Genomic DNA, 15,620 nt, shown 5'->3' with positions numbered 1-15,620 from the left:
TATTAATAAGATGCCGCTAAAGATAAGAAAATTAATTTTCAAAAACGGTACTGAAGACTTCCGTTAAAGATTCAGCGCATGGTTACGGTTACCTCTTTGAACATAAACGTATTGTCACTAATTCTTAACGACTTACCACTCACTGTGGTCACGTTATTGAGGATGATCTCCTTGGTTTTGATATATGGATAGTCCTCCACGTAAGAATCGTCATTTATTTCTTTATTAAAATCGGAGAAAATTGCAGGTCCACGATAATTTTCAGGACGATTAGAATCGTCAATTCGAAGGTTTTCGATTGTGATTCGTTCCGGCATATGGCAAGTATAACCGAAATCATGTTTTCCGGAATTAGAACCACCGATCAGATTTATGTCACCCGATCCTCTGGGCACAAAGACACAATCACGTATAAGGAATTCACCCTCCCAAGTACTGCCGTAATCGGAACGCAGATTGATAAACGTTGTGCTGTATAGGGTAGAATTTTCAACTGTAAAAAGCCCCTGCCCAATAGCGTTTATTCCTTGATGCCCTAACGTTGAGTTACGAATAGTAGCATTTACAACCCCCATATGGGCATCAAATCTGGAAAATGTACATTTATCAAAAACCAGGTTTTTACAGTAATTGGATCCCATAATTCCCCAATAAGTGTTGTCTTTGATGTCATTCGTTTGGCTGCATTTCTCGAATCTAATATTATTTGCCCGAGTCACAGAAATATCATAAGTCCCCATCGATACGACAGATCCCGCACTTCCAATTGTTTTATACACTTTATGCCCGGTCAGAACGGCATTTTTAATTGTCACATTGGAACAATCGCTGATGCTGATGAAACCGTTATAGGGCGCCCCATTGGCTCCTTCGCCAGTGATACGGTGTTCCAATCCATCTACAACGACATTGGAACGCCTGATAGCAATACCCCGGTTATAATAATTGTATTTCGATTCCTCTCTGTTTGCAATGGTAGTAAAACGTCCTCCGGAAATTGTCAGTTCCGTTTCATCAATGGGAAGATATTTAATGTTTGTAATCTCGTCAAAATCCCAAATGACGGGCGTGTTTTTATCAATATTCCCGTTTCGGTCAACAACAAATATATCTGTTTGGGGAGAGCCGTCATTTTGATTGGCTCCACATCGGATATAACGTTTGACGTTTGAATTGGTAACAATGACAAAACAGGCGCTTGGAAGGGAAACATCAATTTTTTTCTGATTTTTCTTAAGTGTAGTTAAACTTGTAAGCTGAAGTGGCTCTTGGGTTGAATTTACAGAGAAAACATTTGCGCCCCTATCTTCTATATTGGTATCATCAATGATAAATTCAGCAGTACCAAAATCGGTATTGGTTTGGATCTGAACCGTATTTTTTCTTCCACCCATGTAATAAGTGGCTTCTTCATCGGCTTTCACAATCAGATTATGTTTATTGGCAAACTTATGCGTTTCAGCAATAGCCTTTACATCATCGGTTTTCCCATCGCCCTTCGCGCCAAAGTCGCTATAGCATACCCATCCTCTGGAGATAAAGTTACGTTCATCCTCCGGAGATATTTGAATGCCCCCTTCTTCTTCAAAATCCACTATTTGTTCTTTTTCGTTACAGGATGATTGAACGGAAGTGACAAAAAACAGAATGCATAATAGAATTGATATTTTTCTCATTTTTATAAATTTTGAGTGGTATTCTTCGTCCTATTAGTAACGGTATTTTATTCACCAGGAATAAAATACCGCTAAGATAGTAAAATTAATTTTCAAAAACGGGACTGAAGACTTCCATTACGACGGCTCTATCGCGTGCGACGAGGACATCGTTGGCCGAATAGGAGACCGTGCCGTTGGAAACTGTATAGTTGAGTACGATTCCATCCCGCTCTTTATTTCCCCATTGGTACGCTTTGGACTTAAATTCGCCGGTTCCGGTTACCGTATAAGGCGATCCTTCGGGGGCGGTAACGGTACAATTATTCCCATTAAAAGTTAATAACAGATCATAGGATCCCGTAATAATCCCGGAATGGAAGTTGAGACTCAGCGAAACCTGATACCTCGCTGTGGTTACCAATTTTGAAGTCGGATTGTTTTCCACATATTTTTCGGTATCGTAGGCTGTTTTTTCAATTTCCGTTCCGGAAGCGTCTTTTACGTTACTACTTCCGTAGTAGAAATAAGTGCCATGAAATTCGTTAATATATTTAACAGCGAACAAAGTATAGTTTTTCGGTAAGACATTCCAATCTGTTGCATTGACCAGATTAGGGTTCGGATTGGCGGAACTGCCGGATAGGATCGTATCTACATCAGCAGAACCGATCAGCCTGATCGGAACGACATAAGCTTGTTTAATAGCCGAAGGATCGTCGAAAAAGGCATCGGTAAGTTGCACTTCGATCCCTCCGTTCGTCTTTCCCGAAGGGATAACGATCTTGTCGGTAGAACTCAGAGTATAGTAGTTCGAGGGAAGAGGCTTTACCGGATCCCCGTCTGCCGTAAAGAATAGATGATCGCACAGGCTTTCATCCACACGAATCTCAAATTCCCTGTTCCGGTCGTTTTCATAAACACCGCCCATCGCTACGGATATAACGAATTTATGGGCGTTGTCATTCGAATTGTCATAGATATAATCGCCCAGTACCAAGGTTCTTACGGGATACTGATAGGGAAAGAATCCCGCTGTATAGATATAATCCTCGTGCTCGCTATCAAAATTTTTACATGCCATGAGAAAGACGAGCAGGGTAAAAGCGAATAATTTATAGATATACTTCATTTTTTTATGCATTTAAGTTTAAAATAATGAGTTTGGAATTACCATCCTGCATTTTGCTGCAGATCATATTTCAGAACCTCGTTGTATGGTATTGGGCCGTAGTGCATATAGCCATTGTCATAAGCGCGTTCTTCAACCGTAAAATAGCGATAAGCATTGTTTCCGATCTCTACGCCGCGGGCCGGTTGGGTCAGATCCGCTTTCCAACGGCGCAGATCCCAGAAGCGGAAGCTCTCAAAACACAGTTCCAATCTTCTTTCATTCCTTATGAGCGTACGCATCTCCTCCTGGGTATTTATGGATTCCAAGTAGACATCGGGTTGCGTAATACCCGCCCTTTTACGGATGGCGGCAATTACATTTTTTGCAGTATAGCTATGTACAGGCGCTGCAGAAGGTCCCCATGCTTCGTTGGCCGCTTCCGCATAGTTCAAAAACAATTCGGTATAGCGAATATGGGTTTCGAAATGCTGTTGGTCCGAGACGGATGCCGGATTTACATTTACATCTTCCCTTAACAACTTTTTTAGATAGTAACCGGTCCGGGTGGAGTTGACCAACGCATTTAATCCGTCGCTACCACTGCCCAACCTAGTATTGATAGTTGTATTTTTCAATTTACTTCCATCGTACACAATATATAGGGCTAAACGGGGATCCCTGTTTTTATAAGGATCGGCAGCATTATAATCTGAATTTGGGTCGTCAATGGGGTAGCCATTTTTCATCGGAAAGGCGTCTACCAGGTTTTGGGTAGGGTTAATACGTCCGTTTCCATAGAGAGAAGGCGGGAAATTGTTGGTTTCCCTGGTTCTTCCGGTCGTTATCGGTCTTCTCCATAAAATTTCAGGCTGGTCTTTCTTGTCGTTGGCCGTCAGATTTCCCGCATCGATTTGGGCCTTCAGATAGAATTGATTGCCGTTGGGATCCAATCCGTTTACTCCGCCAATACCGTCTAATAGTTCGGCCGTCAGGTTGGCCGCTTTTTCCCAAAGCGTTTTGTCATTATTCGGATTAAAGGCCGGGCTTGCGGCAAGTAGAGCCAAGCGGGCCTTAAATGCTTTTGCATGACGGCCGCTCATCCGTTGCTGGACATTATCACCTAATACATAATTGTAGGAATAGACTTCTTTTACCTCACTGAATGCGGCAGGAATACTGCTCACATTACCATAATCGTCAGGCAGGTAAGTCAAGGCCTTGTCCAGATCCTCATAGGTGCTTTGGAGTGATTCTGCAAAACTTGCGCGGGGAGTGGCAAATCCTTCCTTACTGTCTACAAACTCATTATAGATAGGAGTTCCCAATAAATTGCCCGCCTTATCGTATCCTGCATGGTTACGAAGCAGGTAATATTTCAACAATCCGCGCATAGCGTATGATTCTCCGGTGAGCCTTCTGACAAAAAGGTCGTTTATTTCCCGGTCGGTGGGTTTCCATTTAATGCTATCTACAATTTCTAAGAATTGGTTGATATATAAAATACCACGGTTGCAATTATCCCAAAGATTCTGGGGATTGTACATCGCTGTCCATTCTCCCGTTGCAATACGAAGATAGGAGTTAACCAAATCGTTTGTAACGGCATCATCTGTAGCGGGTTCGTCAAAGCGGTAATCATTGGTCGGTATATACGTATAGGCTCTGATCAATAGGCCTTCCGCAAAGCTGGGATCTTCGTATACACGATTAAATGTACTATGATTGTCGTCTTCCGGCTCCAAAAGGCTGTCACATCCTGTGCATAAGGCTACAAGTAGAAACCCTGATAAAAGCATTTTAATTTTTTTCATTTTCTTTTGTGCTTTAATATTTAGCTTTCATTCATCGTTTTAGAAATTGGCCTTCAACGTAACTGTATAGGTACGATAATAAGGTTCACCTCCAACATTCAAGTCCCTTACTTTTCGGTTCTTGGCAAATTGGAACAAGTCGGTTGCATCGAGTGCAATATCCAGGTTCTTTGTGAAAAGAAAATTTGCGACCTTTTGGGGCATTCGATAACTCAATTGGACTCTTCTCAAATTGAAGTAGTCGTTATTGTATAGCCAGAAGCTCGAACGACGCAAATTATTACTGTTTGCCTGCGAACTGATACGGGGATATTTAGCTGTATTTTTAGTTTCTTCCGTCCAGCTTTGCAAGGCGATTTCCGAATATTTGTCGTTGGCATCCATCCAATAATAGCTGCTTTCCCTGAAGTTTTTCACTCCTTGTTGTCCTTCCCCGAGCAAAAACAGAGTGAAATTTTTCCACGATAAGCGTATTTCAAGGCCTTCCGACCAGGGAGCTTGCCAACGGCGCAGGTAAACTTCATCATTGCTGTCGATAATATTGTCTCCGTTCTGATCTTTATACTTGATATCGCCCGGCCTGACCGTTCCGAATGTCTGGTACGGACTGGCGTCTATCTCTTCCTGGTTCTGAAAAAAGCCGAGCGCTTCCAAACCAAAAGTAGCGTCTTTCCCGTATCCTTTCCGGTATTGATAGTCATTGGCGTACACTTCGTTTACGATAAGACGTTTCGATACGGAATATAAAGCGTGTACTCCGGTGTATAGGCTCCAATCCCCCCATGTTTTGTTTAAGCTAAGCCCCATCTCTATTCCTTGGTACCCATCTTTCTCAAAATTCTCATAAGGGACGAAATCTGTGTAAAAACTGGGATATGTCGTTGTCGGACGTACGACTAAACCGCTATAGGTATCATAGAAATAGTTTGCTTCCAACCCCAATAGTTTATCAAAAAACAAACCTTCGAAACCTACACTGATTTCTTTGCGTTTGGCAAAATCCAGATTCGGATTCGACGTCCAACTGGAAGCTACGCCCGACCTGCTTTTACCGCCTTCATACCAGGCATAACTGCCGGATGTTCCATAACGGTTATCATAATAGAAGTAGTCGCCGATAGGAATGTCGGAATTGAGTATTCCTGCAGATACTTTTAGCTTGAGATAGTCCATCCAGTCTAAGGAAGAGAGGAAATTTTCCCTATTGATAGCCCATGCAAGGGCGATTGAAGGGGAAAAGCCTACTTTGCCTTTTGGCAATTTTGCCGAGTTTACAAAAGCGCTGCTAAAATCAATCATATATTTCCGGTCATAAATATAGCTTGTCTGAAATCCGATGTGTGCATGTTTTACTCCTTGAAAATCGGTATAAGAACCGTCGTTATCCTTGAACGTACTTCCATAACCGAACAAAGAACCTGAGATATGATGCCGATTCTCAAAAGTACGGTCGTAACTCAACAACCCGTAAAAGCCGAACCTTCTTCTGAAATAACGGCCTTCTACGTTTTGTGTCCCCGGGCGGGAGTCTTTCCCGTGCTGTTTCAAATCGATAATACGGTCTTCATTTTCCGCCCAGATAGGTTCATATACCGAATACTCGTTTGGCGTCACCTGGTTATAAGCTACATAATAGTCGAAACTGATATTGGTATGGAAGGAGAGACCCGGTGTGAGCATGCCCAAGTCGAAATTAATCCGGTTGTTGAATGAGAAATTGCGCCAGATCGTTTCATTGAAACCGGCGGCATAGACATCTCCGATACCATGTGTGATAAAGTTACTGTTTCCTCCGATCAGGTATTTTCCGTCTATATCGTTTTTTCGGGCTTTCAATAAGCTGTTTTGCGGGTCAATCAGGTCAATCGGTAACAAAGGGGAAAACTCAAAAGGCCTGACGGATGCCGAATTACTCCAGAAACTTCCGCGTGGTCCTTTGGAATTGTTGAATAGACCTGTTGCATCCACGGAGGTGTTAATCCAATTGTTGATTTTCAGGTCTATATTTCCTCTTACATTGAAGGTGTTTTGGCGGGCGTTTTTTCCTTCGCCGAAATTCATCAGACCTCCTGCCGAATACCAGCCTACATTTGCGTAATAGCGGGCGTTTTCATTCCCTCCCGAAAATTCGGTATTCAGGTCGAAATAGTCTTTAAACGACTTCAAATATTCATCGGAATAATAATCGACATCCGGATAACGATATTTATTCCCATTCCTGTAGTTCTCAATTGTTTCTGCAGAATATTGAGGTTCAAAACCATCGCTTTCCCTGGCTTTGTTGAAGTATTCCATGTAGTCTGCAGAATTGAGGTATTTCGGCATTAGTTTGGGTACTGAAATGCCGTAATTAACTGTAATGTCGGATCTTTTTTTATAGGCTTCCCCCCGTTTGGTCGTGATTAATACCACTCCGTTCAGAGCGGCGCTTCCATACAAGATCGCCGAATTAACATCACGCAGTACGGAAATACTTTCAATGTCGGAAAGACGTATTGAATTTAATTCACGAGGTAATCCGTCTACAACGACCATCGCCGTACCGGTTTGGGTACCGGTAATGGCGCCAACGTCCAAACTGACTCCCAATCCCCGGATATTATTCCCTCCTAACATGCCCAACGCCCTTCCGGTTAGGATACCGCTGGCCCAGATACTGTTGTCGTATTGGCTTATCTCATCCATCCGATAGCCGCTGGCAGCTCCGACAACATCCCCTTTACTGACTGTACGGAAAGGTAGATTGACCTGTTCTTGCTCTCCGTAGAGGAGCGGAGAACGGCTAAGTTGCAGTTTTTCGTTGTTATCCTCAGGGGAAAAAATCGCCTTTTCATATCCTTCGGCTTCAACAATAATTTTTGAGCCGGTTTTTACTTTCAGGCTAAACTTTCCCTCTTTATCGGTATGGGTATAAGCCTCTTCATTGAAAACTTCCGCGTTTGCGATCGGATTACCCGAATCGTCCGTGACCGTAGATTGAATGGTAACCAGGTTCTCATCCTGGGCTGATAGCTTATCAGGGAAAAACAGCATTTGTCCGGATAATGCTATAGCTATAATGAGGTAAATTATTTTTTTCTTCATAAAATTAAAAAGGTTCAAGGTTATTAAATTTTACCAACCCGGATTTTGAGGAAATCCTTCATACTGCGTCGTATATTTGACTTGGATGGGTAGCCAATTGTGTTTTTTGCCTACTGTTCGCCTGATAACAACCCGTTCCCTGATATTAATCGGTTTTCCATTTTCGCCGCGATCAAAATCGAGTGCCGTTTTGTCCAGATAACGTTCGTCCCCGTTGCGGTTCCATCGGCGCAGATCGCAAAAGCGAGCACCTTCAAAGGCCAGTTCTACTGCTCTTTCGCGAACAATCTCTTCAAAGAAAGCCTCCTTTGAAGTTGTAAACTTATGATCTAGGTTGGGCAATTGTGCGCGATTACGTACTACATTCAGAGCCTCGACGGCTGTCATGGAATAATTGGCTGCTTTGGCATTTGGGCCTCCTCCCGGACTAAAATTTACCGCTTCAGCGTACATTAAGTAAATATCGGCCAGACGTAGATAGGGTTTATAGGCTTGTAGAGCATCTGCTTTTGACGCCGTAAAATCTTTACCGAGAGGTGCATATCTTAAATAATAATAACCGGTAACGCTTGGAGGATTGATACCGTTACGATGGCGTCCGCCGTTATATAACTGTGCATATTGATCTACCCCGGCAGTAGCCCATATCTGGTCTCCGTCTTTCAGGATATCCTTATAGAAACGGGGTTCTCTTCCTATCCATGGATCATTCGGGTTATAGCCGGAAGCAGGATCGTCGATAGGCAAACCGTTTGCCATGGCATAATTTTTAATGTAATTATGGGTAGGTACATCAGCCGACGAACCGCTATTCATTCCGATGGAGGAAGGCACCATCCCACCGAGCGTTGACCAGCGTACCCGGCTACGTTCGAAGATGATAGGCATCATAATACATTCCGTTCCGCCCGGCCTTTCCCAGTTCCAGCGCCAGAAACAGTCGGTCCATGTATCCCAGGACTGCATTTGGTAAATGCCGGTCTGGTCGGCCAACTGAAGCAGTTCGCCGAAAGCAGAGGCCGCTTGTGCACAAAGTTCTCCGTCGAAAGCATTATTACCGGTCGCTTCTTCGTTGATCATAGGGCTGGCTGCATATAATAATGCTTTTCCTAAATAACCTAATGCGTGGAATTTATTAATCCGATCTCGGTTATGTCCTTTGGTCGCTTCACCCGGACCTGACAGATCCCAATGATTGGGCAATAAGTCGGCGGCAGCACGAAAATCGGCTGCCATCTTTTTGGCACACTCCTGGAAATTCAATCGCTTAAATTCCGGAGTAAACAGATCTTCTGTAGGTTCTAACATCCGGTCGATATAGGGCATACCTCCCCAGTAGCGGCAGATTTCAAAATAGAACCATCCCCTGAAAAATAAAGCTTGCCCCTTCAGATGATTCCTTTCTTCATCCGTACCTTCAAAAAGACCTTCTTCTTCCAGTTTTGAAAGGGCGAGATTTGCTTTTCGTATAGCATACCAGGCATATTCCCAAATTCTTTTCGTGCGGGATTCGGCGTCGGTCGTATTCACGCTCTGACCGAAAAAATAACTTTCGTTGCTCCAATAGTTCCCCTGATCAAAAGGATATTGCGAAGGGCCAAGGGTTTCGTCTGCAAAAAGACATCTGTTGAAGGCGCCTCCCTTGTCCGGGTCCATGATGCACTTATACATTTCTTCTACAAATCCCTGGAAACTGGTGAAATTTCCGAATGCGTCCTTATCCGATATATCGGATTCAGGCGCTTTATCCAAATAGTCCTCACAGGAGGTTGCCGTTATTCCTATGATTGATACCAAGAATATTCCGATATAATATTTCATTCTTTTCATTTTAATTACTGTTTAAAAGTTTAGATCGATGCCGAGATTGATTCGTTTTACGGTAGGATATGCCCCTTGTGTGGCACTACCGCCCGAATAAGTCGTTTCCCGATCATCAGGCAGGTCTGACCAGAAGAACAGGTTGTTTCCGTTGAGGAAAATCCTCAGATTCTCGATACCTAATTTCTTTATCCAACTGTTTTTATCGAAGGAGTAGGATAATTCGACAATTCTCAAACGGAGGAACGAGGCGTCATAAACGTAATAATTTCCTATATTTTCCGCCGAGGTTTTCCATCTTGGTAAAAAAGAAGAGGCGTTGGGGTTGTCTTTTGACCAGTAATCGGCCACATGACCGAAAACAATATCCGTATCATTCATATAATTATCGAATGCTACCACCCTGTTTGCGTTATTAACGCCATAGAACTGGGTCATAAAGCTGAATCCTTTATAGTTAACACCCAAGGTAAACGCCGCTGTATTTTGAGGAACTTCCGAATAGCCAATTGGAGCTTGGTCTTCACTGCTTTTAATCACACCGTCGGCATTAAAGTCGATCAGATCGTAATAGCCCGGTAATTTTTGTAGGTCGTTCGTCTCCGTGGGGATACTGGCGTATACTTCATCCCAGTTGTTGTAAAATCCGTTGGCAATCAGACTTCTGATTTGACCGATGGGGTAACCGGCCGCTTTTAAATGAGCGTATTGTAAAGGTGGATCATCTCTAAACATAACCTTATTTTCATTATGTGTAATGGCGAGCTTGGACCAAATATCCAAACCCGGGGACAACGTTTTATTTACTCCCAACTCTATCTCGAATCCTTTTGACTTGACTCTTCCCAAGTTGGCACTTGGAGGAGTTGCTCCAAAGAATACCGGTACGGAACGGCTACTCCCCGCTATCAGGATATCAGTACGATCCTCCGTATAATAATCTGCCGTTAAGGAGAATAAATTGTTTAATAGCCCTATTTCCAATCCGAAATTATCTTTTACCGCCTTTTCCCATCGGACTTCGGGATTTCCGATAACGGTTTCCCTGTAGAATGTGTAGGGACTGGTTCCATTGGAAGCATTGTTCAGTCTTGCCGAGCCTCCGTATGCCAATTGGGAACTATACATCCAGCGACTTCCTCCACTATCATCCCCTACCCATCCTTTACTGTACCGTAATTTTAAGCGATCCACCCATTTTAATCGGAAAAATTTTTCGTTGGAAATATACCAGCCGGCAGCAAGGGAAGGGAAAAAGTCGAAGCGATAGCCCGGGCCGAATTTTTCCGATCCATTATAGGCGCCGTTCAATTCAAGCAGGTAGCGGGAATCATAATCATAAGTAAGCCTCGACACCCAATCTTCTCTGTAGTTTTTAAACATATTGCCATTCGCATATTCTTCCCGTTTAAATATCCCCATGGCAGAGACATTATGTAGTCCGAACCTGCGGGCGTAATTCAATTGAAGTTGGTACATAAGCCTGCGGGTTACCGGAATAGTGCCATCCCAGTTTGCAGAATTTATTCCTTCCGCCCTAATAGTCCACGGACGCATAATCCAGTCATATTCTTCGGTGCTGACCGGAAGATATACTGTGTATTCGGAGGGGTCTTGGTCAGGGCCTTCATAGAGTAAAGGATAAATTTGTTTATATCTGACATTTGTCACTGCTTCACCTGGTCTTACATGATTGGTGATATCATAAATTCCCCCTTCCGAGCGAATATTGTTATCATAGAATAAAGAGGCTTTTACTGTTAATCCTTTTGTAATGAAACTCAAATCTTGTTCCAAGGTGAAATTGGAATTTAACTGCGTGGTCCTTGTCTCACGAATTCCCAGATTATAGATTACGGCCAAAGGATTTACCGTATTATTACCCCCTTCCTGATAGGCGCCCCAATATCCGTCATCATACATAGGTAAAAATAAGTTGGGCGCAAGGAAATACGTAGCGCTCCACATCCATTGGTCTGCCCGGCTGGACGATCCTTCATTATTGAAATTTGTGTTTTTCTGTGAATAAAAACCTGACAAATCGACTGAAAGTTTTGTGCTTGAAGTGAGATTGAAGTCGATGTTGCTACGGAAATTAAAACGGTCATAATTGTAGTTGGGATCATATCCTTTTCCATTATTATAGTTTTTAAACATGTCTCCTTCATGTAAATAAGCCAGCATGCCGTAATATTTGACATTTTTGCTTCCGCCTTGGGCGCTTAAGGTTGCACGATGGGAAAACCCCATATCATCATACATGGCTTTTTCCCAATCTACATTCGGATAGATAACTGCATATTCGGGTGTTTGAGGTTTGCGGTAACGCTGTACGATTTCATAGGGGACGTACGAATTCCAAGACGGTTCATTCAGTACTCCTTCGCGTTCGATAATTTCGTTTTTAGCCATCATTGCGGCATATGAATCCAGCTTGTCTGGTTGTTTGGAAAGCATGGTTCCTGTTGCCGTATAATTGAAGTTTAGCTTTGTCTTTCCTGCCTCACCTCTTTTCGTTGTGATTAATACTACGCCGTTTGCTCCTTTCACTCCGAATACGGCTGTCGCCGAAGCATCTTTCAGAATGGAAATGTTGGCTACTTCGTTTACATCGATATTGTTCATATTGCGTTCCACTCCATCAACCAATATTAGCGGCTGGCCTCCATTCCATGTATTTTGCCCGCGGATAAACATATTTGTCGCACTGTTACCGGTCGTAATACCTCCCGGTTCACCGGAAGAAGTCAGGGTGACAAGACCCGGCAATTGACCAGTCAGAGCTTCCGTCAGGTTGGTTACATTTCCCGTCCGTTTCAACTCTTCTTCGGAAGCTTGAGCAATAGAAGCGACAACACTTTCTTTTTTCTGAACACCATAACCTACCACCACCACTTCTTCCAGTTGTGTCAGATTCTCTTTTAATTTGATTGTTAGCGGTGCTCTTGTTTTTACCGTAATATCCTGAGCAATATATCCAATGTAAGAGGCCCGTAATGTCGCATTTTCATTTATTTCCAGTGAAAATCGTCCGTTTATATCCGTTAAAGTTCCGTTGGTCGTCCCTACTTCGATAACATTTACTCCTATTAGAGGATCTCCGTTTTGATCATAGACTATTCCCGTAATTCTGATCTTATTACTTTGTTGGTCGATTTCAATTGAATTATTTGTCGAAAGAAGTAATTGCGAATAGGAATTGTCTGCATTTACTAAACTCATTTCTGTGAATAAGATGAGTGTTGAGAGTTTTATAATTCTAAAAAAATCCTTCAAATCGGTTTTGACGTAACCGAGATATCGTATTTTTATCATGTACTGCAAATTTAAGGTTACTAATTTTATTGAGATAAATCACTTAAGGTTGTTTAATCAGATGAATAAAACTGCTTTTTTAGCTGTTGTGCGTTTTCAATGTTGTTTATTCTCCATAGGCATTCGATTTAAGAAATTAAAAAGTGGATCTTTCAAGTATCTAATCTTTTATCAAAATATATTTTGCTTCTTCTCCAATAGAAGCGGGATGTATAAATTGATGCTATAATAGTCTTGTCTGGTTTGTAGTAATAATGGGGGGGAGAGGATTGAGGAAATAAAAGATGAATTATTACTTAAACGGAACAGATTTCTTTTTGTAGAATCGTCGTAATTTATTCTGTTTTGGTAAATTATCAGTCGTATTATACACTGTTTTTATAACTGTTGGTGAAACCTATTGTCTATTAATGCAATAGCATCGTTTGTAAAACCTATCAAGAATTTATCTTGCGTGAGATGAAATTTGTTGCAGAATAGGAATAAATTCACATAGGATATTTAGATTTTTATCTGAGATCGTTTTTTTGTAAAAAAATATTCTTAAACGTTTGTTTTTATTTAAAACCTTTATTAGTTTTGGAGCGTTGTAAGCAATATTTAACGGGAGCCCGCTTCTATTGGAGAAGCGGGCTTTTTCGATTACCTAATAATGCTTACTATTAGGCTTATTTTATTGAAATATCCCTAATAATGGGGATTAAATCCATTCTCCAGAATATCTATCTTTGTGATAAATCAATCTATCAGAGAATGGAAAAAATAAAACCATCAATTAGTGACAATGTCGCTGATACCCTTTTTATTACTGTATATATGCGTGCTTTGGATGCCCAACAAAAACATCCTGTTTTAAATGATACCCAAAGTTTGAAATTGATGCACCGGATAGATTATCCGTTTGAAAAATATTCGGGCACTAAAGTAATGAGTCGTATAGGAACCTGCGTTCGTTTGAAATACATTGACAAACAATTGGAAGAATTCATTGCCACGCATGAAAACGTTGTTGTCGTGAATATCGGGTGTGGATTGGATGATAGGTACAATCGTGTGAAAAATGCTTCAAAAGCGATTTTCTATGAGCTGGATCTTCCTGAGTCTATTAAATTACGTGAGCAATTGATGCAAACGCATCGAAATCAATTTTTAATTCCGGATTCCGCGTTTGAAACCGGTTGGCTGGATAAACTGAAAGAAAAACATCCCGACAGTAATTTCATTTTTATTTCGGAAGGAGTATTTATGTATTTTCCCGAAGAAAAAGTGAAAAATCTTTTATGCACCATTGCCGAACGTTTTCCCAATGCCCGCATTCTTTTTGACGGACTTTCGGAATACTTGAGCCATCAATCGGACAAGCATGACACCTTACGGAATGCAAAAGCGGTTTTTGAATGGGGCTTCGATGATAACCGTATCTTTGAGCGTTGGGATCCCCGCCTGAAACTGGATAAAGTCTTTTATATTATGCATGGAATGCGTCCCTACAATTTCATGGTGCGGCTCATCAGTTATATTCCTGTATTCGGGAAAGGATCCAAAGTTATTTCACTGACTGTTTGCAATTAGCTGCGGGAATTTTAGGAAGAGAAAAGGATTCGTCTGTGGATGAATAGAAAAATTTCATGTATCTTTGGGTGTCATGAATTTAAAATGTTGCCTGTATGAATAAAAATGATTTATATATAGAAAAAGCGAAGTTGATAGAATCTATTGTTGGTGTTAATGATGTAAATATAATCAAGAAAATTCAGTCGTTTTTAAGAAATTCAGTTTCTTATCCTGCTGCTATGTCTGTTAATGAATTGAAAGAGGAAGTAATGCAATCCGTTGAAGACGCTAAAAACGGAAAGGGTAAGGCGCACGAGCAACTATTTAAAGAGGCTGAAGAATGGAAATAATTTGGCAACCAAAAGCAGAGCAGAGATTAAAGGAGATATATTCTTTTTATAGAGAAAAAAGCAGGTCTGAAGCGAATAAATTGTTAGTGGATATTAAAAACGCTGTATTCCCTTTAGTTCAGTTTCCTCAAATGGCTGCTTTAGAGCCATATCTTTCCGATTTACCTGTAAGTTTCCGTTCTTTAGTGGTTAGAGACAATTATAAAATAATTTATTTTATTGACGAAGACAAAGATATTATAAATATTGTTACTATCTGGGATTGTCGGCAGGATGATAAAAAGCTCAAAAATGAACTGGGGTAATTAATCAAACTTGATCTTTTTTGCTTCGTTTTTTGGATCAAGCTCAAAAATGAAGTTTTCCCATCTGTTATCCGCTAAGAGTGCGAAACCGATTTTGAACGATGGATATATGTATTAAAAAATATGGAAACACTAAAGAGACTGCCCTTTAAGGCCCGCAAGTCAGTCTTCGAGAAGTTGGAGAAGATTGTAGACATCGCCTCCCTCACGAAAGAAGAGCGCGAGAAGTACGACGAAAGCATCAAAGTCTACCGCGACAACCTTGCCGTCCTCGCCTTCGCCGAACGGAAAGGTGAAAAAAAAAGGCCGCACCGAAGAGAAATTGAATATTGCGCGAAATCTGAAAGCAAAAGGCCTCCCGGTCGACCTCATTTCCGAGACCACCGGCCTTACCGCCGAGGAGATCGAAAAGCTATAACAACCTCATAGCGAAGTCACTTCAGGCTTCGCTATTTTTATCCCTACAACCCCCAATCTTATTGGCATCCCGCCGCGCTTGTCGTATTATAGAGGCCGATAGGACTCTCCCCGGCCTCATCGTAGGAGGGTGTGATGCTTTTGACACGCCCTCTTTTTATGCCATTTCAAAGAAAGAAACTGTAAAGAAAGCC

The 15,620-nt window shown here is 41.7% G+C and carries 9 protein-coding genes and 1 pseudogene; 4 read left to right on the top strand and 6 right to left on the bottom strand.

Annotated elements, in window-relative coordinates; all coding sequences use genetic code 11:
* Positions 1–71 precede the first annotated feature (71 nt).
* From BQ8014_RS12795 to BQ8014_RS12770, 6 genes are all read right to left on the bottom strand, one after another.
* The gene (locus BQ8014_RS12795; protein WP_080904685.1) at positions 72–1,676 is read right to left on the bottom strand and encodes a hypothetical protein; all 1,605 of its coding nucleotides are present in this window, start codon (positions 1,674–1,676) and stop codon (positions 72–74) included.
* A gap of 85 nt (positions 1,677–1,761) precedes the next feature.
* Complete coding sequence (locus BQ8014_RS12790; RefSeq protein ID WP_160150089.1) at positions 1,762–2,787, bottom strand: DUF5627 domain-containing protein; 1,026 nt, start codon at positions 2,785–2,787, stop codon at positions 1,762–1,764.
* Positions 2,788–2,825: 38 nt separating this feature from the next.
* Complete coding sequence (locus BQ8014_RS12785) at positions 2,826–4,580, bottom strand: RagB/SusD family nutrient uptake outer membrane protein (protein ID WP_080904683.1); 1,755 nt, start codon at positions 4,578–4,580, stop codon at positions 2,826–2,828.
* A 39-nt stretch (positions 4,581–4,619) separates the two neighbouring features.
* Positions 4,620–7,664: a SusC/RagA family TonB-linked outer membrane protein gene (locus tag BQ8014_RS12780; RefSeq protein ID WP_080904682.1), complete on the bottom strand. Its 3,045-nt coding sequence runs from the start codon at positions 7,662–7,664 to the stop codon at positions 4,620–4,622.
* Between the two features lie 30 nt (positions 7,665–7,694).
* Positions 7,695–9,494, bottom strand: coding sequence for a RagB/SusD family nutrient uptake outer membrane protein (locus tag BQ8014_RS12775; protein WP_080904681.1), 1,800 nt, complete (start codon positions 9,492–9,494; stop codon positions 7,695–7,697).
* A gap of 12 nt (positions 9,495–9,506) precedes the next feature.
* Positions 9,507–12,800 (bottom strand): SusC/RagA family TonB-linked outer membrane protein, encoded by a 3,294-nt coding sequence (locus BQ8014_RS12770; RefSeq protein WP_080904680.1) that lies wholly within the window; start codon positions 12,798–12,800, stop codon positions 9,507–9,509.
* A 753-nt stretch (positions 12,801–13,553) separates the two neighbouring features.
* On the opposite strand from BQ8014_RS12770, the gene BQ8014_RS12765 reads away from it, so the two are divergent.
* The 4 genes and pseudogenes from BQ8014_RS12765 to BQ8014_RS12750 form a co-directional block, all read left to right on the top strand.
* Positions 13,554–14,372: a class I SAM-dependent methyltransferase gene (locus tag BQ8014_RS12765; protein ID WP_160150088.1), complete on the top strand. Its 819-nt coding sequence runs from the start codon at positions 13,554–13,556 to the stop codon at positions 14,370–14,372.
* Positions 14,373–14,467: 95 nt separating this feature from the next.
* Complete coding sequence (locus BQ8014_RS12760; RefSeq protein WP_080904678.1) at positions 14,468–14,704, top strand: hypothetical protein; 237 nt, start codon at positions 14,468–14,470, stop codon at positions 14,702–14,704.
* On the top strand, positions 14,695–15,009 hold the full coding sequence (locus tag BQ8014_RS12755; RefSeq protein ID WP_080904677.1) for a type II toxin-antitoxin system RelE/ParE family toxin: 315 nt from the start codon (positions 14,695–14,697) through the stop codon (positions 15,007–15,009). The genes BQ8014_RS12760 and BQ8014_RS12755 overlap by 10 nt, the downstream gene beginning before the upstream one ends.
* Positions 15,010–15,087: 78 nt before the next feature.
* A pseudogene (locus tag BQ8014_RS12750) lies at positions 15,088–15,427 on the top strand (PD-(D/E)XK nuclease family transposase); the annotation flags it as partial.
* Positions 15,428–15,620 lie beyond the last annotated feature (193 nt).

The organism is Parabacteroides sp. Marseille-P3160, assembly GCF_900162725.1.
Lineage (GTDB): Bacteria > Bacteroidota > Bacteroidia > Bacteroidales > Tannerellaceae > Marseille-P3160.
Note: the sequence above shows the minus strand (reverse complement) of the source record. Positions and strands in the feature narration are given on the sequence as shown.

Coding starts and splice junctions, on each gene's coding strand:
- BQ8014_RS12795 (WP_080904685.1), bottom strand. CDS start 1,676: ATGAGAAAAATATCAATTCTATTATGCATTCTGTTTTTTGTCACTTCC.
- BQ8014_RS12765 (WP_160150088.1), top strand. CDS start 13,554: ATGGAAAAAATAAAACCATCAATTAGTGACAATGTCGCTGATACCCTT.
- BQ8014_RS12775 (WP_080904681.1), bottom strand. CDS start 9,494: ATGAAAAGAATGAAATATTATATCGGAATATTCTTGGTATCAATCATA.
- BQ8014_RS12780 (WP_080904682.1), bottom strand. CDS start 7,664: ATGAAGAAAAAAATAATTTACCTCATTATAGCTATAGCATTATCCGGA.
- BQ8014_RS12755 (WP_080904677.1), top strand. CDS start 14,695: ATGGAAATAATTTGGCAACCAAAAGCAGAGCAGAGATTAAAGGAGATA.
- BQ8014_RS12785 (WP_080904683.1), bottom strand. CDS start 4,580: ATGAAAAAAATTAAAATGCTTTTATCAGGGTTTCTACTTGTAGCCTTA.
- BQ8014_RS12770 (WP_080904680.1), bottom strand. CDS start 12,800: ATGATAAAAATACGATATCTCGGTTACGTCAAAACCGATTTGAAGGAT.
- BQ8014_RS12760 (WP_080904678.1), top strand. CDS start 14,468: ATGAATAAAAATGATTTATATATAGAAAAAGCGAAGTTGATAGAATCT.
- BQ8014_RS12790 (WP_160150089.1), bottom strand. CDS start 2,787: ATGAAGTATATCTATAAATTATTCGCTTTTACCCTGCTCGTCTTTCTC.